General features: G+C 58.0%; 15 protein-coding genes and 1 tRNA gene. 11 read left to right on the top strand and 5 right to left on the bottom strand.

Features of this window, described 5'->3' with window-relative positions; genetic code table 11:
* Positions 1-12: 12 nt before the first annotated feature.
* Positions 13-822, bottom strand: coding sequence for a Nif3-like dinuclear metal center hexameric protein (locus tag IPM61_02330; GenBank protein MBK8910143.1), 810 nt, complete (start codon positions 820-822; stop codon positions 13-15).
* 11 nt (positions 823-833) lie between these two features.
* A complete protein-coding gene (locus tag IPM61_02325; protein MBK8910142.1) occupies positions 834-1,412 on the bottom strand; it encodes a hypothetical protein in 579 nt (192 codons plus the stop codon).
* 9 nt (positions 1,413-1,421) lie between these two features.
* Here IPM61_02325 and IPM61_02320 point away from each other — a divergent pair, with 9 nt between their 5' ends.
* Positions 1,422-1,583 carry a hypothetical protein gene (locus IPM61_02320; protein MBK8910141.1) on the top strand — a complete coding sequence of 54 codons (162 nt, stop codon included), beginning with the start codon at positions 1,422-1,424 and terminating at the stop codon, positions 1,581-1,583.
* Position 1,584: 1 nt separating this feature from the next.
* On the opposite strand, the gene IPM61_02315 is transcribed toward IPM61_02320, so the two are convergent.
* Positions 1,585-1,666, bottom strand: a tRNA-Ser gene (locus tag IPM61_02315).
* Positions 1,667-1,993: 327 nt separating this feature from the next.
* On the opposite strand from IPM61_02315, the gene IPM61_02310 reads away from it, so the two are divergent.
* The gene (locus tag IPM61_02310; GenBank protein ID MBK8910140.1) at positions 1,994-3,484 is read left to right on the top strand and encodes a hypothetical protein; all 1,491 of its coding nucleotides are present in this window, start codon (positions 1,994-1,996) and stop codon (positions 3,482-3,484) included.
* Positions 3,485-3,497: 13 nt separating this feature from the next.
* Positions 3,498-4,052, top strand: coding sequence for a hypothetical protein (locus IPM61_02305; GenBank protein MBK8910139.1), 555 nt, complete (start codon positions 3,498-3,500; stop codon positions 4,050-4,052).
* 89 nt (positions 4,053-4,141) lie between these two features.
* On the opposite strand, the gene IPM61_02300 is transcribed toward IPM61_02305, so the two are convergent.
* Together IPM61_02300 and IPM61_02295 are read right to left on the bottom strand one after the other, a co-directional pair.
* The gene (locus tag IPM61_02300) at positions 4,142-5,968 is read right to left on the bottom strand and encodes an ABC transporter ATP-binding protein (protein ID MBK8910138.1); all 1,827 of its coding nucleotides are present in this window, start codon (positions 5,966-5,968) and stop codon (positions 4,142-4,144) included.
* A 30-nt stretch (positions 5,969-5,998) separates the two neighbouring features.
* Entirely contained in the window at positions 5,999-8,044 is a 2,046-nt protein-coding gene (locus IPM61_02295) for a S8 family peptidase (protein ID MBK8910137.1), read from the bottom strand.
* Between the two features lie 241 nt (positions 8,045-8,285).
* Between IPM61_02295 and IPM61_02290 the strand changes: the two genes are divergently transcribed.
* From IPM61_02290 to IPM61_02255, 8 genes are all read left to right on the top strand, one after another.
* Positions 8,286-10,421, top strand: a complete 2,136-nt coding sequence (locus tag IPM61_02290) for a 2-oxoisovalerate dehydrogenase (GenBank protein MBK8910136.1) — start codon at positions 8,286-8,288, stop codon at positions 10,419-10,421.
* A 119-nt stretch (positions 10,422-10,540) separates the two neighbouring features.
* Positions 10,541-11,875 (top strand): TolC family protein, encoded by a 1,335-nt coding sequence (locus IPM61_02285; protein MBK8910135.1) that lies wholly within the window; start codon positions 10,541-10,543, stop codon positions 11,873-11,875.
* A 79-nt stretch (positions 11,876-11,954) separates the two neighbouring features.
* Complete coding sequence (locus IPM61_02280) at positions 11,955-13,280, top strand: efflux RND transporter periplasmic adaptor subunit (GenBank protein ID MBK8910134.1); 1,326 nt, start codon at positions 11,955-11,957, stop codon at positions 13,278-13,280.
* Between the two features lie 34 nt (positions 13,281-13,314).
* Positions 13,315-14,034 carry an ABC transporter ATP-binding protein gene (locus IPM61_02275; protein ID MBK8910133.1) on the top strand — a complete coding sequence of 240 codons (720 nt, stop codon included), beginning with the start codon at positions 13,315-13,317 and terminating at the stop codon, positions 14,032-14,034.
* Positions 14,031-15,272: an ABC transporter permease gene (locus IPM61_02270; protein ID MBK8910132.1), complete on the top strand. Its 1,242-nt coding sequence runs from the start codon at positions 14,031-14,033 to the stop codon at positions 15,270-15,272. Before IPM61_02275 ends, IPM61_02270 begins: the two co-directional genes overlap by 4 nt.
* 50 nt (positions 15,273-15,322) lie before the next feature.
* Positions 15,323-16,543, top strand: coding sequence for an ABC transporter permease (locus IPM61_02265; GenBank protein MBK8910131.1), 1,221 nt, complete (start codon positions 15,323-15,325; stop codon positions 16,541-16,543).
* Between the two features lie 190 nt (positions 16,544-16,733).
* A complete protein-coding gene (locus tag IPM61_02260; protein ID MBK8910130.1) occupies positions 16,734-17,423 on the top strand; it encodes an ABC transporter ATP-binding protein in 690 nt (229 codons plus the stop codon).
* A gap of 297 nt (positions 17,424-17,720) precedes the next feature.
* Entirely contained in the window at positions 17,721-21,881 is a 4,161-nt protein-coding gene (locus IPM61_02255; protein MBK8910129.1) for a choice-of-anchor D domain-containing protein, read from the top strand.
* Positions 21,882-21,966: the final 85 nt, after the last annotated feature.

Raw genomic sequence — 21,966 nt, 5'->3', positions numbered from 1 at the left:
TTCTGAAAAGTATTAGCTGAGGTACCGAACCGGGTTGGTCCCCTCGTGAAGCGGGTGCACGGCAATGGCCGCTCCGGTGCGTTCCACTGTGGTTTGTAGCAATCGGGCCACGCCATCAACCACAAAGATTTCTGTCTCGAAATGCCCGGGGTCAATCACTGGGATTCGGTCGTTCGCGCTGTGGAACCCGTGGTAGCGCACGTCGGCAGTGATGAAGACATCGGCCCCGGCTTGCACCGCGCTGTCGTAAAAACTCATCCCGCTTCCCCCCAACACTCCCACTTGGCGAATCACCGCATCGGCGCGGCTTCCCGCAGGAACCGAAACGCGCACGGTGGGAACCTTGCAGACCGCGCAAACCTGCTTGGCCAATTCTTCCAGCGTCAGCGGGTGTTCCAAAGTTCCAATGGCCCCCATCCCTCCGTTCGGCAGAATCGCCACGGGTTGAAGCGGCGCAATGTTGGCGCAACCAAGCGCCTGGGCAAACAGCGCGCTTGTGCCGTTCGGGTGCGCGTCGAACGCAGTGTGAACAATCAGCAGCCCCATCCGCTCGGTAATCAACCGCGCCACGCAACGCTCCACTCGGGTTGCGCCGGTGATACGTTTCAGCGATGGATAGATCAGGGGGTGAAATGCCACAACCAGTTCGGCATGTTCTTGGATCGCGCGGTCAATCGTCGGCTCGTCCAGTTCGTAGGCAACGGCAACGTTGGTCAGCGGGCGATCTTCAACAAGAATCTGCACCCCCACGGGGTCATCGGCCATTGCCAACGACAGGGGGAGTTCTTGGTGAAATTCTTGAAGGAACTGGGAGATGAGCATTGCGTGCGGGATCAGTCGTCGCCATACCGTTTGTACAAGCCGAGAAGCGATGTTGCTTTCCGCTCCGGCTTGTCGTACATGGCCTCCATCTCGATGCGGGTGGTTCCCTCCGGCCAAAACACGACCGGCATGGTTTCGCCGCCGTAGGTCCCGTTGGAGCGGAGATAGATTTCAGGATTGAAATCACCCGGGCGGGTGAAATACATGAAGGGACCTTTTCCTTCAAAGCGGTACAGGCCAACATCTTGGTAGGAAGCGAAGTCGAAGGTGAACTCCCCGCACAGGGTTCCATTTTCTTCGAACAGGCGTTTTTTCACGTTGGTCAGCCCGGGGCGTTGGTCCTCGAACTCTGTTCCCTTCAGATAGCGTTCCTTCAGGTCGGTGAAATCCTTAACGCTGGCATCCTCCGACTCCTCCTCCACCGACATCACGTTGTAGAAGGTGATGCTGCCGCTTCCGCTGCCGTCGGGGTTCAGGGTGAAGCGGTAGATTTTCCGTTCGGCAAGCAAGCAGCCGCTAAGGGTTGCCAGGGCCAGCAACAGGGTCCCAAACAGAAGGGGTTGGCGGAAGTTGTGCGGAAGTCTGGGCATATCGAAGCAATGGATGCAGACGTTGCTGTTGTTGCTTGGCGGAAATGGCAATCGCACCGGAAACGCACCGAAAATAACAAGCCGATTGTTGCGAAACAGAAGCGGAGGCCAGCAAGCGATGAAATAGGCTGCACTGGCCGCCGCTTTGGCGATTCCAACGACGTTACGTGAGCGGAGGGCGAGGGACTCGAACCCCCACAGGCTTGCGCCCGGCGGTTTTCAAGACCGCTGCAATACCATTATGCGAGCCCTCCGTGAAAACCGGAACCCAATATACACCCATGCCCCACATCCCGCCAACAGTTGGGGAATTGCGGCTGAAGAATCTTACAAAGTCAGCTTCAGATTCAGGAGGGCATAGATTACCGACATCTCTTTGACAAAGCCATGACATTGCCGGACGTGCGATTGATGAAGTTTGTACGGGCTTCAACACGGTTCAATCTAATCTACCATCGGCTATGGCAATCACCGGCTTATCATTCACGCAAAAGGGGGCTGTGGGTTTGTGTTTGTTGATGCTTAGCGCATTATGCTGCACCCATACCCTTCAGCACACCTTCCGCAGCACTTACAGCGATGTGAACACAATGATCCATACGGCCAACCCCGCGCCTGATTATTTGAAGGTTCACATGAAAAACGGGGAGGTCTTTGTGTTCGTTTCGGGGTGGGTCGCCGACTCGCTAGGGAAAACCGTTACGGGCGCTGCCAGCCGATACGACGTCAACCGCTTGTTTATTGATAGCGGTGCAGTGGCGTTGCAAGCTGCGGACATTGCCATTATTGAGACTAACCGGCCGATTGAGTCATTGGATGGTGCGGTGACAGGATACCTAATGGAACTCACCGTTATGAATGCAGCGATCACCATTGCGTGCATTACTAATCCAAAGGCTTGTTTCGGTTCTTGCCCAACCTTCTATTCCGGACCTTCCACCAGCGTTCATTATGCCGATGCTGAAGGTTTTTCAAGTTCGATTGCGCCATCGTTGGAGGCAGCGGACACCGACCCATTGCAGCATCCGCCCATCGTTGACCGGCAAGGCAGGCATCGGCTGACGATGAAGAACGAAGCCTACGAAACCCACGTTGTGAATTCGGTGGCGCTGCTTGCGGTCCCGTGCCACAGCGGCGAGCAGATTGTGCAGGGGAGCGACCAGCAATTCTACGCTGTAACGAACATCACCCCGCCAAGCCATGCCGCTGCAAAAGAAGGTGATGCCGCGTGGTTGCTTAGCCAGTTTGATGGCAACGAACGCACCAGCCGAACCAATGGCGAAAATCTTCAATTGCGCGAGGAGATCACCCTGCAATTCCCGTATCCAACGCAAGGCAATGGCGCGCTTATCCTTGGTTTCCGGCAATCCCTTCTCTCCACATTCTTATTCTATACTGCGCTTTCTTGGATGGGGCATTCTGTTTCCGATGTCTTTGCTGCTATTGAATCGGATTCGTCCTTGCGCCATGCGTTTCGCAGTGCCGAAGACCTGTTGGGGGGAATTGATTGTTTCGTCTGGAACAGCACGGCCCAGCGGTGGGATTCGGTGGGGACCTTCAAAGAATATGGGCCATTGGCGCGGAACCTGATGCTGGTGCCAATCCCTGCAGCCGCCAACGCGAAGGATAGCCTGCGCGTGAAGTTGCGGCTAACACAAGGGCATTGGCGGTTGGATTGTGCAATGCTGGCCACCATCGTCGGGTTGCGCGTCCCCTCCGTTTTGCATCCGATAGATGTGCAGCGTAACGGCACCCCCGACACGGCTGCCATACGCCAGCTTCGCGGGGATGACCAGCAGTACCTGCTTAGCCTACCCGGCGATCAGTTCTCGTTGATCTTCCCACAACCTTCGTTTGGCACGAACGATGCCGGCAACGCACAGTTTTTTGTTCGTAGCAAAGGCTACTATCTGGAATGGATGCGCCCGGCGTGGAACAACCCTCCACAACTTCCCAAGCTAATGGCCCTGGCGGCAAACAATCCGGTTGTGTGGCGCGAATTAGCGGTGGAATTCAAAGGGATGGAAGGGGGAATGGAGCAAGAGTTCTGGTCATCAAAGGTCATTCAATAACCGAGGAAGAACGATGAAAATCAATATCACGATAGGGCTGTTGATGGTGGCTGCGTCGTTTGTGGGATGCGTGGGATACTCGCATTTACCCAAACCGGAGGCTATCATGACCCATACCAAAGGGGCCGACGTAACGCTATTCAATGCCAACAAAGACCCGATTTTTGATGGCGAACTTCTGGCTATCCAAAGCGACACACTGTACGTCCTGAGTTTCATTGCTGATTCCAGCTACATCAGCGATATCGGGCAACGGTTGTTGGTGCCCAACACATGGATCGGTGCCATTCCCAAAACGTTAATTGGATCAATAGACCTGCGGGTTGCCCGCACAACAAATTCGCCAACTACCGCTGGGATATGGTTTGCTGGATTAGTTACTCTTACTCTTAGCCATGGTTGGTATCTCATAGGTTCACTGCCAGTAACCTTGGTATGGGGGGGGGCGACAACCCTTAATGCGACCACAACAGCATTTTATGTGGAGGCACCAGAATCGGAGATGCATAAGTTTGCCCGATTCCCACAAGGGCTTCCTGCCGGGGTGGACCTGTCAAAGATCCACTGATGAAACGCACAGAACCCGCAATAGAGATAGCGCGAAAGAAATAGCACGAACATCAGTTGATACGGCAATCACACCAGCCGATCCCAAGATTATGGCGCGATCAACTCCTCGTGCAAAACATCCTCCCCCATCTGTTGTTGCAGCCGAACCAGCCGCGCAAAACGCCCGTCGGCGGCGATAAGCTGGGCGTAGGTTCCAAGCTCAACAATCTCCCCTTGCGCCATCACCGCCACCGTTGCAGCGTGGCGGATGGTGCTTAAGCGGTGAGCAATAATCACGGTTGTGCGGCCCTGCATCACCCGGCGCAATGCCTCCTGCACGGCGTGCTCCGACTCGGCATCAAGGAAGCTGGTGGCTTCGTCCAGCACCAAGATTGCTGGGTTTTTGATGATTGCCCGCGCAATCGCAATCCGCTGGCGCTGCCCCCCCGATAGCCGCACCCCACGCTCCCCAACAATCGTCGCGTACCCTTCGGGAAACCCGGTGATGAAATCATGGGCGTTGGCAAGCCGTGCCGCCTCGGTGATCTCTGCCTCGGTTGCCCCTTCCTTCCCGTAGCCGATGTTCTCCGCAATCGTTCCGCCAAACAGTGTGATCTCCTGCGGGACAATCCCAATGGCTTCGCGATACTGGCCAAGCGGGTAGCTGTGTGCGTCGCGCCCCCCCACCGCCACGATCCCGCTTTCCGGCTCGTACAGCCGTGCCAGCAACGCCGCAATGGTGCTTTTCCCCCCGCCCGACGCGCCAACAAACGCAATGCTGGAACCCGCCGGAACCGCAAAACTGATCCCCCGAATCACCTCAATATCAGGGCGGGTGGCGTAGCGGAACCGGACGTTGCGGAACTCAATATCACCCTCGTGGATTGCTTGCTCCCCCTCACGTTCCAACGCCTCAATCTCTTCATCCAGCAACAACTCTCTGGCCCGCTGGCTTGCCCCCACCGCACGTTGGATCGAGCTGTACAAATCCGCAAAGCTCCCCATTGCCCCGCCAACAAACACCGCGTACAAAATGAACGTGGCCAGCGCACCAATGGAGAGTTGGCCGGTTTGCACCAGCGTCCCGCCGTACCAAATCACCCCGGTGATGCCGCCGAACAGGATGAAGATGATAAAGCTGATAAACGCCCCACGGGAGCGCGCCACCTTCAGCGAAACGCCAACAATGTCGGCGATCTGGTGTTGGTAGCGTTCGGTCTCGCGCTGTTCGGCGGTGAAGCCTTTCACAACGGCAATGCCTTGAAGCGTTTCCTCCACCGTCACATTCAGCTGGGCGTACAGGTCCTGGACCCGCTTGCTTCCGGCACGGATTGCCCGCCCGAACCCAACGGCAATCGCAACAATCAGGGGGATTGGGACCAGCACCAACAGCGTTAGCCGTGGGCTGGTGTAGATGATAAGCCCAAGCCCGCCAATCATAATAATCGTCTGGCGGATCAGCTCGGCAGTGGTGGTGGTAAGCGTGGTGTGGATGGTGTTGATGTCAACGCTGATGCGGCTGGAAAGCTCACCCACACGGCTGGCGTTGAAGAAGTTCATCGGCATCCGGATCATCCGCGCAAACAGGTCGCGGCGAAGGTCCGCAAGGGAACGCTCGGCCACCTCGCTGATGCTGTACATCCGAATGAAACTGAAGAGCGATTGCGCCACCAAGATCCCAAACGCCAACGCCGCCACCCCCTCCAGCGTCCACCCGGGATGCTGGCTTGCGTTGGTGGCAACGCCAATCAGCAGCCCGCTAAGCCACGGGAAGGCAAGGCTGGTCCCGGAGGAAAGAAGCAACGCCACAATCGAAAAGAAAAATTTCCATCGGTAGGGTTTCAGGTAGCGGTACACGAAACGTGTGCTGGCAAAGGAGTCACGCAGCGAGAACCGTTTGCGCGGCTCCTGTTGGTCGGTAATGGTGTTGCTCATGGAGTATGGGAAGCAAGGTATGCCGTTGCCTTACGGCAGGTAGATCAACGGTGCGGAAGATGCTTCGCTTCCGGCAACAAGGCTGTAATGATATGCGCCAGAAGGAAGCCCCGCCGGATTGAACCGGACGCTGTGCCGCCCGGCGGGAAGCTGGGCATCAATCAGTGTTGCCACCTGTTGGCCAAGCGTATTGAAGACCCGCAACGCCACGTGGGTGTCGCGCTCGATGGAGAACGTAATCGTGGTTTGGCCACGAAGCGGGTTCGGCGCGGCGTTCGTGATTATCGTCTGGGTTGGAACCACCTCTCCACACAGGAAACTTGCTGGCGTGGCCGCTTCCCCTTCAATCCGTAGCCCGGTTGTGCGAAGCACCTCGGTGCCCAACGTGAAGGTCAGCACCAGCGAGTCGCCGCCGGGCGTTTTGCCCAGGTTTGGCAGGTCCAAATTCCATTGAGCGATTCCGGAGTACGGCGGGATTGCTTGGGCTTCCCATTGCTCCCCGGTTGCGGGGTTCACGGCTTGCAGGGTTATTGGCCGGGCGGTGGCTTCGGTTCCGGCGGCGTGCGGCGCGCTAACCCATCCGATAACCGCCAGCCGCCCGTTGGCGTAGCCCGCTTTTGGGAATCCAATAAACGGTTTTTGCTGGCTTAACTTCAGCAGTGCGCGCCCCACGTTGATAAGGCCGTAGCCGTAGGCGGTGTCGGGGGACGTTGCGTGGTCCGCGGTGCTGGTAAGCAGCTGGCGAACCTCCCACGGCTTCAGATCGGGGCGGGCTGAAAGAAGGAGCGCGGCGGCGGCAGTGGCCAACGGCGAAGCAAGTGAGGTCCCCTGGGCCGAGGTGATGCGTGCGGTGTCGGAAGCGTCGGCCCCAAACACTTTCACCCCCATTGCGGCAACATCAGGTTTCAGCCCCCTTCCGCGAAACCCACGGCTGCTGAACGCTGCAATCTGGCCAGCCGAGTCAACGGCGGCAACGGCCACTGCCGAATCGGCTTCGGCAGGAACGCCCACGTATCGCCAACTTTTTGCGCCGTCGTTCCCTGCGGCGTTGACGCACAGCACCCCAAGCGTTGCGGCCTTGTTGATGCCCCGCGAAGCAAACGCAGTCTTTCCGTCAAGCTCGGCATAGGTGTGGTTTTGCTCTGGTGGGTCGAACGTGGTGTAGCCAAGCGAGGCGTTGGTGATATCCACCCCTTGCGATTCCAGCCACTCCAACCCCGCCACGTAATGATCTTCCTCAATATTCCGTTCGCGGCGGATGTCCTCGGTGCGGGCAAACAGGAACGTTGCCCGCGGCGCGCCGCCGATAAATTTCCCCGGCAAGTAGCCCGCAATGGTGCTGGCAACAATGGTTCCGTGCCCCTCGGAATTGACCTCGCCCGGAAGGTCGTACGTGCTGGAGTCGCCATAAACAAAGTCGCGCTCGCCAATCACGTTGGCGTTCCGCAGCGCAAGGTGGTTGCGCCAGTCGAAGCCAGCATCCATCACTCCAATCAGGACCCCTTCCCCTGCAATTCCCATTTGGTGGGCTTGGTCGAATCCCATCACCACGTTCTGGGTTGTGGCCAGCCCGTATTGGTTGGTGATGCACTCGCCAGCCTTGGCGTGCGGGGCATCGTCGTGGGTTCGGGCTGTGGATTTGCCGAAGGGGTTCGGCATGGGCTGCAGCGTCCGCGCTGTTCGGATTGAATCAAGGAACGGAAGGGCCAGCAGCTTCTGGTACGTTGCCGAATCGGTGCGGACCATCACGCTGTTCAGCCAGCGGCTTTGCTGTGCGATTTCCGCCCCGGTGCTTCCAATCGCGTCAAGGTAGGGCTGGTAGATCGGCAGATCGTCGGTGCTGACGCGCTGGTTTTCCGGCAGCACTTTTGCGCGGCGTTGCAATGCCCGTGGGGTAAGGTGCGCGGTGGCTTGCGGGTACAGCGGATCCCCGGGTGATAGATAGCGGAACGTTATCCCAGCCCCTTTATCCTTCAGGTACAAACGGTAGTAGCGGAGCGAGTCTTGGGAAAGGGTTGCCGGCGGCGCAAGAAGGACGCAGGCGAAGAACAATCCCAGCAGTAGTGTGCGGATCATAGGCTGTGCTTCGGGTAAATTCGGAGCTGGTTAAACAGGTTCATCAATGGGGAAGCAAGGAGGAAATTCGGAGGTGCAATATGCCGAACCTTTACTGCTGGGCAAGGCATTTGGGCGGCCAAAATACCATGTAACAAATTGGCCCTTTGGCTGCACCTTTCGGCAGTGCCTAACTATATTTGACCCCCGCAAAGTGATCGCATTAACCAGCCCGAACATCTCTCAATTGTCGAATAAACCCATGAACGCAAGTCGGACAAAAGCCAAAGGAAAAGGGGGAGGGAAATCCCCTGCTGCGGTGGCGGCTTCGGCCCCAGCCAAAAGCGTAGAAGCTGTTGCCAGCGCAGCCAACGGGGCTAGCGCGCCAAGCATTGCGCACCGCCCCGATAACGCCACACTGCTTGGATGGTATCGCCTGATGCACTTGGGCCGAATCCTTGATGAAAAAGCCGCCAACTACCTGAAGCAAGCAAAGGGCTGGAGCTATCACGCGCCATGCGCCGGCCACGAAGGGATTCAGCTTGCGTTGGGGCTTGCCTTCCGGCAGGGGCATGACTTCCTGTTCCCCTACTACCGCGACCTGATGACCGCGCTTGCTGCGGGGATCACCCCGTACGAGATTATCCTGAACGGATTGTCCAAAGATGGCGACGTTGCCGGCGGTGGGCGGCATATGTCGAACCACTTCGCCAAGCCCTCGATCAACATCCAGAACGTCTCAAGCTGCACCGGCAACCACGCGCCGCAAGCGGTGGGGCTGGCCAAAGCCGTGAAGTACTACAACTCCGATTCCATTGTCTTCTATTCCGGCGGCGAATCGGCTTGCGCCGAGGGCTATTTCTACGAAGCGGTCAACGGCGCAACGCATGGCAAGCTGCCGGTGGTGTTCGTGATCCAGAATAACCGCTACGGCATCTCGGTCCCGCTGCACGACGCAATGGCCAACCAAGTGGTCAGCGACAATTTCAAGGGCTTCCCCAACATGAAGATTGTTGAGGTTGATGGAACCGACGTGATTGATTCGTGGCGCGGGTTGCAGGAGGCGATGGAGTATGTGAAATCGGGAGCCGGCGCGGCGATGGTCCATGCCGATTGCGCCCGCATCGGGTCGCACTCCAACAGCGACCGCCACGAACTGTACCGCTCCCCCGAAGAACTTGCCGAAGCCAAATCGCGTGACCCGCTGAAAAAGCTGCGCACGCTGATTGTTGCCGAAGGAATCGCCACCGACGATGAGTTGAAGGCCCTGGAGAAGGAGAACAAAACGGAGATGCTGGACGCTGCCGACAAGGCCGAGGCAACCCCCGACCCGTCGCCGGAATCGTACAAAGACTTCTTCCTCCCGGAACCTTACAACGCCACGGAAAACCGCACCGCAGCCGGCGAGGAGATGACCCTGCTGCAGGCGTTGAACGAGACGATGAAGCAAGAATTCCGCCACAACCCCGACACGTTCATCTGGGGCCAGGATGTGGCGAACAAGGAGAAAGGGGGAATCTTCAACGTCACCAAAGGGATGCAGCAGGAGTTCGGCTACGCCCGGGTCCACAACGCGCCGATTGCCGAAGATTACATCGTTGGCTCGGCCAACGGATTCAGCCGCTTCAACGACAACATCCGGATGCTGGTGGAAGGGGCCGAGTTCGCCGATTACTTCTGGCCGGCAATGGAGCAAACGGTGGAGATGGGCCATGAGTATTGGCGCACACGCGGCCAGTTCTCGCCGAACGTCACCATCCGCATTGCTTCCGGCGGCTACATCACCGGCGGGCTGTACCACTCGCAGACAATCGAGGCAACGTTGCAATCGCTTCCTGGGATGCGCGTGGTCTATCCCGCCTTTGCCGACGATGCCGCAGGGCTGTTGCGCACCTGCCTCCGTTCGCGTGGGATGAACATCTTCCTGGAGCCAAAATATCTGTACAACCATGCTTGGGCAAAGACGGTTGTTCCCAATGGATTCGAGGTTCCGTTTGGCGTGGCGCGCACCCGCCGCGAAGGGAAGCACTTGGCGATCATCACCTACGGCAACGCCGTCCACCTGTCGCTTCAAGCGGCGGAGAAGTTGGCGGCTGAGGGGATTGAGGCCGAGGTGTTGGACCTGCGCACCATCCGCCCAATGGATGTTGGGGCAATCATGGCCGCGGTCCGGAAAACCAGCCGTGCGTTGGTTGCCCACGAGGATCACATCACCGGCGGGGTGGCCGGGGAAATTATCGCCACCATCATGGGGGAATGCTTCAGCCACTTGGATGCCCCGGTAATGCGCGTTGGAAGCAAGGACACCCCCGTTGGGTTCTCGCCAGTGTTGGAAAAAGCAATTCTGCTGAATGCCGACGACATCTACCAAACAGCGAAAAAAGTGGTTGCGTTCTAACGCCGGAAACAACGCACCCAGCAAGTACGTGGAGACCTGATTGTTATGCCGGCAATCAGGTCTCCGCTGTTTTCATTCCTTCCGCAACTCTCCAAAAAACGCCCCGTAGGGGCCGACCCATGAAACTGCCACGACGCTTACAAATCCTGAGTGCTGCATTGCTGCTATCGGCTGCGTCGCAGCTTGCTGCGCAGACCCCGGGGATCCCGACAACCATCACCATTGACCAAGCGGTGCAGATTGCCCTGGACCGCAACTTGGAGGTTGAGCGTGCGCGGATCGGTGTGGAATCGGCGGGGGCGCGGCTTACCAGCGCGTTCGGCGCGTTCCTTCCAACGGTGAACCTCTCGGCGGGCTACACCAAACCGCTTACCTCGGGCGATGTGGTGATTCAGGGGACGAAAATCCCTGGCAATCAGCCCGATAATATCCTGAGCGCGAACGCATCAACCAGCGTGGTGCTGTTCAACGGCTTTGCGAACTCCGCCAACTACAGCGCGGCCCAATCATCGTACGATGCCACGTTGGAAACCCTGAACAAAACCCGCGCCGACATTGCCTTCCAAGCCCGAAGCACCTTCCTGAACGCGCTTAGGGCCGAGCAGATTATGGACGTGCGGAAGAACGATCTGGAGGTTGCCCGCGAACAACTTGCACGGCTGAAAGGCTTGGTGGAAGGGGGCGTTGGGCTGATGACCAGCGTCTATTCCCAGGAAGCAGAGGTTGCCAATGGTGAGCTTGCGCTGGAGCAAGCAATCACCGATGCCACCATCGCCAGGAACACCCTGAAGCAGCTGCTGAACGTTTCGCCACTTACCGAACTTCAGCTTTCCAACGCAGGGGTTGCCGCCACGATTGACACAAACGAGATTGCCCGCAACCGCGCAGCGTTCCGCAACGTTGGCGAGCTTGCCAAACAGCAGTTGGAACAACGGCGCGAAGTAGAGGCCGCCCGGCTGAACATTGATGCCGCCCGGTTCTTGGTGGACGCTTCCAAAGGGAGCTATTACCCAAGCCTTTCGGCAACGCTGGGCTACAGCTGGCAGAAGGTCCCGGAGTACAGCTCCGACAATGCCGACGTTAGCCTGAACCTGAGTTACTCACCGTTTGATGGATTCCGCACCAGCGAGTCGGTGCAGCTTGCCCAGGCGCAGCTGAAGCAATCGGAGCTTGAGCTGCAACAGCTGCAGGTCCAACTGAACGCCGAGCTTCAGCAAGCGATTGCCCGGCTGGACGGGGCCGAGCGGCAGCTGCTGGCGGCAAACAAATCGGTGCAGGCATCGCGCCAAAGTCGCATCGCCGCCGACGAACGCTACAAGGTTGGCGTTGGCAATTACAGCGATTACCTTCTGGCAAACGCCCAATATCTGAACGCCCAAATCAACAACGTCAACGCGGTGTTCAACTACCGCCTTGCCTTGTACGAAGTCCGCTACCAATTGGGCCAGGAATAAGCCCGCGCGTGCGCAAGCGGCAACCCAACGAAGCAACAAGCAATTCACACTTACAACGAAACCACAGATAGGCATTTTCATGGCCGAGACCAGAACAAACCGCCGACCTCCAAAAAAGAAAAGCCGCACCGGATTGATCGTTGGCATTGTCCTTGCCGTGCTGCTTGGCGGCTCCATTGCTGCCATGCTGCTTCGCGATAGCGATGGAGAAGGAATCGTGGTGGAAACCGAAAAGGTCCAACGCCGCGACATCACCCAAACCGTCTATGGCCGCGGAACCATTGACCCCGAAACCCAGCTTGTTATCTCCTCCGAAGTCAGTGGCGAGATTGTCTTCCTGGGGGCGAAGGAAGGGGACGTTGTCCAGAAAGGGCAGGTGCTGGTGAAGATCAACCCGCAATCCATGCTTGCCCAGCAAGCGGAATCGGAGGCGGCAATCTCCGCAGCGCAAGCGCGACTTGCTTCGGCAAAGGCTGGGTTGCTTCGCCAGCAAACGGAGCTTGCACGGGTCCAACAATTGTTCGACAAAAATCTTTCCACCCGGCAGGAGCTGGACAACGCAAAGTCGCAGGTCCAAATCTCCGAAGCCGAGGTGGATGCCGCTGGGTTCACCGTGGACCAAGCCCGCGCAAACGCACGCATGGTCCGCGAGTCGCTGAACAAAACCACCATCCGCGCCCCAATCAGTGGGACCATTGTGAAGCTGAACAGCAAGGTTGGGGAGAAAGTCGTTGGAGCAATCCAGATGACCGGGACCGAAATCATGACCATTGCCGATTTAAGCGTGATTGAATCCGTGGTGGATGTCTCCGAAAATGACGTGGTCCAGGTGAAGCTGGGCGACACCGCCACCGTGGAGGTTGATGCCATTGCCAACGAGAAGTTCCAAGCCTACGTCAGCCAAATCGCCAACTCGCCAAAGCAAACCGGATTGGGGACCACGGACCAAGTGACCAACTTCGAGGTGCGCGTCCGTTTCGTGAACCCGGACCCACGGCTGCGGCCCGGCATGACCGCCACCGCAACGGTAAAAACCGCAACCGCCAAGAACGTCCTTTCTGTGCCGCTGCAATCGGTGACGACGCGTGATGAGAACAAGGAAGAAGACTCCATCCGCGCCGCCGAACAGAAAGAACGGAACGTGAAGAACCTGAAGCTGGCATCGAAGAAGGAAGAAAAAGCGGAGCCGATGGTGTTCGTGAAATCTGGCGACACGGTGGTTGCACGCAAGGTGGAGTATGGCATCCGCGACGACCAATATTACGAGATCAAAAGCGGGTTGAACGAGGGTGAGGAAGTTGTCAGCGGCGGCTACAAAGCAATCTCCAAGGACCTTGAGAACGGTTCCAAAGTTCGGATTGAGTTGGAGTCGGAAAAGAATAAGAAGAAGGGGGAAAAGAAGTAGCATGAGCACCCAGCCAACAGGGGTCGGGGAGCCGATCATCGAAATCCAGCACATCTCGCGCCGGTACACCATGGGGGCCGAGACGATCCACGCCCTTCGCGATGTCTCGCTAACGATTTGCCGGAACGAGTACGTGGCAATTATGGGACCTTCCGGTTCGGGCAAATCAACGCTGATGAACATCATCGGCTGCCTTGACACCCCCTCCGGCGGCGACTACTACTTTGAGGGGGAGTTGGTCTCCAAGATGAGCGACAACGAGCTTGCGCGCATCCGCAACCAGCAGATTGGGTTCGTGTTCCAGACGTTCAACTTGCTGGCGCGGAACGATGCGGTGAAAAACGTGGAGCTTCCGCTGGTCTATGCCGGGGTAAGCCGCCAGGAACGCCACGAGCGGGCGGTTGAGGCGTTGCGCCACGTGGCGTTGGAGGACCGGATGACCCACAAACCGAACGAGCTTTCCGGCGGGCAACGCCAGCGCGTGGCGATTGCGCGCGCGCTGGTCACCCGCCCCTCCATCATCCTTGCCGACGAGCCAACCGGGAACCTTGACACCGCAACCGGCATTGATATCATGCGGCTGTTCGAGGATTTGTGGTGCAAGGGGAACACCATTGTTCTGGTGACGCACGAAGAAGACGTGGCGCGCAACGCCGCACGCATCATCCGCGTCCGCGATGGCCGGATCGAGAGCGACACCCCCAATCCACACCGTATCCAGATGAATGCCGCAACCACGCCGGCAACGCCATGACACAGTTCATCGAAAGCATCCGCCTTGCCGTTTCGGCTTTAACCGCCAACAAAATGCGCGGCGCGCTGACCACGCTTGGCGTGGTGATTGGCATCTTCTTTGTGCTGCTGATGGGGTGGCTGCTTACCGGGCTGGATAATGTGCTGGACGACACCCTTGCCACCTTCGGCGACGACATCCTGTATGTTGACAAATTCAATTGGGCCGGCGATGGCGATTGGTTCGAGAATCGCAACCGGAAGAACATCACCTTCGACCAATACGAACGCGTGCGCCAACGGCTGACCGTTGCCGAGTATGTTGTTCCCACAGCACGTGCCAACGGCGCATCGGTGCGGTATGGCGATGAAGAGCTGACCTCGGCAGTGGTGTTCGGGACCACCGCCCAGTACATTGATATGTATGGCGGCAACGTGAAAGAGGGGAGGTTTTTTTCGGAGATCGAGGAGCAATCGGGTGGGTTTGTGGTGGCGATTGGCGCGAACGTCGCCAAAAGCCTTTTCCCAAAAGGTGATGCCGTGGGCCGCGTGGTGAAAATCGAGGGGATACCGTTCACGGTGATCGGCGTTATGCCCAAACGTGGATCGCTTCTTGCCGACATGGTGGACGACCAATTGCTGATCCCCATCAAACGATTTTTTGGGCTGTACGGCAACGGCATCCGCGTGGTCATCAACGTGAAAGCCGGGGGCGTTGACCGCGTGGAGGATGTCCGGTATGCCACGCTGGGGGCCATGCGCGAGGTCCGGTCCATCGGGCTGGGGCAGCGGGATGATTTCAGCATCAACACCCAGGATCAATTCCGCAAACAGTCGGACCAGCTTCGGGCGATTGTTTGGGGCGTGGGGCTGGTGATGACCGGCCTATCCTTCCTTGTTGGCTCCATTGGGATTATGAACATCATGTTCGTCTCGGTGGTGGAGCGCACCAAGGAGATCGGCATCCGCAAGGCAATCGGCGCAACCCGCAGCTCGGTGTTGCAGCAGTTTTTGGTGGAGTCCATTCTGCTCTGCTTGATTGGAACAGCAATCGGCGTGGTGCTGACCTCGGCAGTGGCCTATGCCGGTTCCTACGCCGCTGAGAAATATTGGGAGATTGACGTGCTGGACTCCACCATCTCCATCTCGCAATTGATACTGGCGGCGGTGGTCTCGGTGGCGGTTGGGGTGCTTGCCGGAATCATCCCCGCCTTCCGTGCCTCGCGGCTGGACCCGGTTGAGGCGTTGCGTGCTGAGTAGCGTGGGTTGCCGCAGCAGAAACCAGAACAACAACAGCATTCTAACCAACTATGCAAGTCACCGAATCGGTCCGAATGGCGGTCGGGGCAATCCGTGCAAACAAGCTGCGGGCGGGGCTGACGTTGCTTTCAATCTCCATTGGGGTGTTCGCCATTGTTGGCGTGGCCGCCGCCGTCGGGGCCTTGACCGCAAGCATTGACAAGCAGCTGGAATCGCTGGGGCGCAGCACATTTATCATCCAGCGCGACCCCGCATTCGAGATGGGGGGCGCTGGCGACCGCCGCCCGCAGGTGACGCTGCGCCAGGCAATGGACTTCAAGAGCCGTTTCACCGCTGCCGAAAATATCTCGCTCACCAACTTCATCGGCGGGGTGGTGATAAAGTTCGAGGAGAAAGCAAGCGACCCAACGTTCTTCATTGTTGGCGGCGATGAATCGTACCTTCCCACCAACGATTACGCCATCGAAGAAGGGCGCTCGATTGACCCGATGGACGTGCAGAACGGATCGGACGTTGTGGTGATTGCTGCCGACATCGCCAACAAGTTCTTCAGCCACCGAAGCGCGATTGGGAAGCAGATAAAACTGAACGGCTATCCCTACACGGTGGTTGGCGTGTTGCAAAGCAAGGGGGCGGTGTTTGGCCAAAGCCAGGACAATTTTGTGCTGATCCCAATCACCAGCGCGGCCCGCCGGTTTTTTGATGAGTGGGGTTCCAGCGTCAGCATGGCAATCCGCGCCCCTTCGATTGAGAAGTTAGAGGAGGCGATGGACCAGGCCATTGGGCTGATGCGGATCATCCGGCGGCTGGATATTGGCGAAGAGAACGACTTTGAGGTAATCACCAACGAGTCGCTGAGCGAAACCTTCGGGGGGATCACGAAATACGTGGCATGGTTTGGCGCAATCTGCGGCGGGTTCGCGTTGCTGGCCGCCGGGATTGGAATTATGAACATCATGCTGGTATCGGTGAAGGAGCGGACGCGGGAGATTGGAATCCGCAAAGCCGTTGGGGCGACCTCGGGGAACATCCTTTCGCAGTTTATCATCGAGGCGGTAACGCTTTGCCAGCTGGGCGCGCTGATCGGAATCGGAATCGGCGTGGGAATGGGCCTTGCGGTGGGTGCGTTGCTTGGCATCGTGGCCCCGATACCGTGGGGATCGGTCGGCATTTCGGTGGGGATCTGTTTGTTGATCGGCATCCTCTTCGGCAGCTTTCCCGCCTGGAAGGCCTCGCAGCTGGACCCGATTGAGGCATTGCGGTATGAGTAGCCAAGGGTAGCGACCCCGACCTTCGTCGGGATTGATAACAGGTCTTTAGCCTGCCCAGTCGTTCCTCAGAATTAGACGCCGAAGGCTCAAGACCTTCGGCTACCGGTTCGTCCAGGGACGACCGAAGGGTAGCGGCGGCTCTTTCATTTTTTCGGTTCACGTTTTCCCCTTTTGGCTGTATCTTGGTTGCATGAATCATCCATCGCCTGTTGTTCGGCTTCGGGGGGTAACAAAGGAGTACCAGATTGAGGGGAAATCGCTTTCGGTGCTGCGTGGGGTGACGTTGGACATTGACCCCGGGCAAGTGGTGGCGATTGTGGGAAGATCGGGGGCGGGAAAAAGCACGCTGCTTCATATTATTGGCGGGCTTGACAAAGCAACCAGCGGCGAAGTGGAGATTGTTGGGCGACGATTGGAGGGAATGAACCCAAAGGCACTTGCCGATTTCCGCAACCGGAACGTTGGGTTCGTCTTCCAGTTCCACCATCTGTTGCCGGAGTTCACCGCGCTGGAGAACGTGGCGATGCCCCTGCTGATCCGCGGCCTCCCGATGCGCGAGGCGATGGCGCAAGGGGCTGAATATTTGGGATTGGTTGGATTGCAAGACCGCGCCGGCCACAAACCAAGCGAGCTTTCCGGAGGCGAGCAGCAGCGGATTGCCGTTGCCCGCGCCTTAATCCCCCAGCCCCAGCTTGTCCTTGCCGACGAACCTTCCGGCAACCTTGATTCCGCAACGGGCGAGCGGCTGCACGCGTTGCTTTGGGAGATCAGCCGCCGCGACCAACGGACCTTCATCATCGTTACCCATAACGATGCCCTTGCCCAGCGTGCCGACCGCGTGCTGCATATGCAGGACGGCGTGGTGGTGGATGCCGATTGACGACGCGCTATTCTTACCGCTCCGTACCGTTTGCCGCACCCCTTCCCCCCGCTTCTCTGGGGTTCTGTAACTTCTTCGGCCCTGCCAGCATCTTCTATTGAGCGGCGGATAGCGATACCAATCGCCTGGAAGGAGTATCATCTCCTTGTTCTTTGAAGAAACAGGCATTCCCATTTCTTGCCCAACAGGGGTTCCCCCCCTAACTCCGTACCCCGCTTGCTTCCCCCAAAACCTGACCGTTGCATAACTCTGAACAACCAAGAATCTATCAAACAACACTTACCGAGGGAGTCGTTCATGAAACCATTGATCCGCATTGCACTGCTGCTGCTGCTGGGTATCGGCGGAACGATGCAATTACTGGCGCAGGGCGCGCCAAGCGGGAACAAGTTTCCCGTTCCGTTTGGGCTGAACAATGTTGGGAAGGAGTTCTATCTATCGTTCCCAGCAAACTGGGAAGCAGGGACTCCTGGCGGCCAGAAATACATCCGCTTCTACATCACTTCCGGCGTTCGCACCCGCGTGAACGTCTGGGTGGGTCAGCAGTTCAAGAAGACCTTCTACACAATCCCCTACGACATCGTCACCGTTGACCTTGATAACATCGAAGGGCAAATCCTTGTTCGCGACGACCAGACTGACGTGCCGGACGACGAGGTCTATAAAAAACGCGCCGTACGTATCGAAGCCGAAGCGCCAATCGTGGTCTATGGAATCAACCGCCTGAAGTACTCAAGCGATGGGTTGCTGGCATTGCCGGTGAACGCCCTGGGCCAGGAGTACATCATCTCCACCTACGGCTCGGTAACCGACGGCACGGTGCAGAAGTTGCCGTCGCAGTACATGATCGCCGCCCCGTACGACGGGACGTTGGTCACGATCAGCCACCCGATGAGTTCGCCAAACCACCCCGCCGGCAGCACCTTCTCCATCTCCCTCGACAAAGGGGATGTCTTCTCCTCGATGTCCATCGGCTACGGTGGCGATTTAACGGGAACGTACATCTATTCCACCAAGCCCGTGGCCGTCACTGCGGGGAACAACTGCACGTACATCCCTAACGAACTCCAGTATTGCTGCTGCGACCATATCACCGAGATGCTGCTGCCGATTAGCACGTGGGGGAAGGTCTATCACGCAATGCCGATCAAAACGCGTGCGAAAGGGCCGATCTACCGGATCTTTGCCGGCGAACCCGACGCAAAGGTCTATATCAACGGAACCCTGTATGGCACCATCCCCGGAAAGGGGGGTGAGCTTGGCTACGGTTTCTTGGAAATCCGGCCGGAAGAACCGCTGCCGATGGAGTTCTCCTCCGACAAACCGATCATGGTGGCCCAGTACAACACCTCCCAGTATTACGAAGGGACCAACGGCGTTCCCACCGATCCTTTCTTTCTTGTGCTGACCCCGGTGGAGCAGTACCAGAACGACTTGGTGTTCACCACACCCAAGGATGATTTCCAGGATAACTACATCAACCTTGCGGTGGATTCGGCGGGGCTGTACCAGATTGAGATTGCCCAGGGGGGAAGCGACCAGTTCGATTTGCTGATGGCGAAGTACGCCCCAACGGTGCGGAAATATCCAACCCAATTGAACGGGAAAACATACATGGGGGCAACCTTTAAAATCCCCCCAGGAACCTACCGGATGCGCGGGCCAAATCCGTTTGCCGGCTACATCTACGGCTTCAGCAACTTCGACAGCTACGGCTACCCACTTTCGGCTGCGTTGGGCGACCTCCGGATTAAGGACACCGTTGCCCCCGACGTAACCATGAAGCAAAACTGCGACGGCACCGTGGATGGCGTGGTGAACGATATGCCGGACGAGGAAGCCTCACGTTCGAACCTTGCCTTCATCTGGCTGGACCCGGACACACTCCAGACCTACAACTATGAACTGTTCGTCCCCACAACGTTCGAGACCGGGAACCGCACAACCACGTTCCAGCTTCGGGTGATTGACCAAACCAAGGATGCCCGCGCCGTGCTGATCTCCACCGACCGCTCCGGAAATTTCCGCCGCGACACGGTCTATTATACCTCCTTCAATGTTGACATCCAGCCCGATCCCCTCAACTTTGGGAACTTGGTTCTGAACGCCACGGCAACCAGAACGCTGACGATCACCAACATGAACAGCCGCCCCGTTACCGTGCGCCAGGTGCGGCTGAAAACCGGCACCGACTTCACAATCACCAAGAACCTTTCGGTTCCGGTAACGCTTGGACCCGCCGGAAGCGGAACCGAAAGCGCGACGATTGACGTGCAGTTCACCGCCAGCCGAAGCGGCAGCTTCAGCGACTCCGTTGGCGTTGCCGATGATTGTGGGCTTCACTACATCTCGCTGGTGACCGGTAGCTCGGCAACCCCCATCATCCAAGTGACCGATATTGACTACGGCAAACAGCTTGTGGGGACCTTGGTGAACCGCCAGTTTGAAATCCGCAACATCTCCGCCGATGGTGGAGTGCTGACGATTACTGGCGGAACCACGCTTTCGGCATACCCGGGAACGAATCCGCCAATTTTCACTTCGCAGCATGGAACTCTCACGTTCCCGCTGAACCTGAACGCTGGCCAGATTATCACCGTCAACGCAACGTTCCAACCAAACGCTGTTGGGCCGTTCCAGGACCAGATCGTCTTCAGCCACAACGCGCCGCCAAATCCAAGCAACGACAGCATCTCGGTCCACAAAGGTGAGGGGATACAGGCCAGCCTGTTTGCCACCAGCTACGACTGGCCGCGCCGCCGCGTTGGGACCGGACCCTATCCCGCATCGGTTTGGATTAAGAACGCCGGAACAACGCAAGCCCGCGTGACCGGGGTGCAGGGAATCACCGGAAACACTTCCGACTTCCGCATCCTGAACCAATCGCAGTTTGTGAATGTGGATATGCAGCCAGGGGATTCGTTGGAGGTGCAAGTGGAGTTCACCCCAACGGCGATTGGCCCACGCACGGCCACCATCACCTACGACCACAACACCAATCAGACCGAGCCGGTCCAATCGGTGCTGACGGGGATTGGGACGGAGACCGGATTGGCCACGCAAGATTACGACTTCGGCACGCGGGTGATTAAAACCACCGACAGCGCAATGGCCATCAAGTTCTGGATGCCAGGCGACCCGATCTACCGCGACACCGTGGCGATCACCGGATTCCAGTTCACCAGCGACAACGACGGAACCACCGATGACTTCCGCTACGCGTTGCAACCCGGCGCAACGTTCCCAATCGTTCTGCGCCCAGGGGCCGACACGCTGACGTTCACCGGCTACTTCAACGCGCAGGCGATTGGCCAGCGGCGCGCAAGCATCCGCGCAATCACTGCCGACGGCGTTGACGCAACCAGCAACTGGGTGGGGGTTGGGCAGTTCTTTGCTCCGGCCATTATCGGCGCAACCGATTCGGTCCGCGACCTTTGCATCACCGACACCGTGGGCGCGTTGCTTTCGCCAATCATCACCAACACCGGAAGCGCGAACCTGCAGGTGATTGGGATGCGGTTCAAAAGCGGGCGCAGCACCCCCTTCACCATCCTTGATCCGAACCCCACGCTGATGTTTACGGTGTTGCCAGGGGATAAGCGGTTGATTCAAGTTCGCTACGTTCCAACGCAAGCGGGGGTTATCCAGCGCGACACCATCGTCTTCACCACAAACATCCCTGGCGGAACGGAGTATGAGTTGGAGGTTAGCGGAAGCGCGGCTCCAATCGAAAATCTTTCCACCACCACCCAAATCACTGGGCGCGGAAAGGATAACGTGGTGGAGCTTGGGAAGGAGATGGACGTGACGGTGCTGCTGAACGAGGACGTGACGGCACTGAATGCCAAGGAGTACTCGGTGGTCTTCACCTACGATCCGAATCTGCTGCAATCGCGCCCGGCAACGCTTGCCAAACTTGAGGCATTAACGCCCGCCGGGGCCACCGCAACGCTCAACACCGCCAGCAAGCCTGGGTTGCTGATTATTGATGTGGTCACGCCAACGCCATTGGTGGGAACCGGAAAGCTGCTGACGATGCCTTTTGGAGTGATGTTCACCAAGGACCCAGAGCGGAGCATGGACGTGAAGGTGACGCTGAACGACGTAAACTGCGCCGTGGTGAAAACCAGCGCGGCCACCACCGGCCTTGCGCCAATCTGCGGGCTGAATCTTCGGCTGATTGAGCTTACCGGTGCCGACTACGCGCTGGACCAGAACGCACCGAACCCGTTCAACCCCGTCACCAACATCCGCTACTCGCTGGGGTTGGATGGGTTCACCAAGATCGTGCTGTACGATGCCAACGGGCGATTGGTCCAGACGTTGGTGAACGAGGTCCAGCAACCTGGAATCTACGAGCTAACGCTGGACGTGACGAACCTCCCTTCCGGCAACTACTACTACACCCTAACCAGCGGCACCTGGAGCAAAACCAGGATGCTGACGGTGAAGAAGTAAGCAAACCAAAACAACACCAACCCGCCCACTGCCGAAGGCTTCAGCAGTGGGCGGGTTCTGTTTTTTGGGGGGGGATTACAAATCT

It is taken from the genome of Chlorobiota bacterium (genome assembly GCA_016710285.1).
In the GTDB taxonomy this organism is placed as follows: Bacteria; Bacteroidota; Ignavibacteria; order OLB7; family OLB7; genus OLB7.
This window is presented reverse-complemented; position numbering and strand designations above follow the sequence as displayed.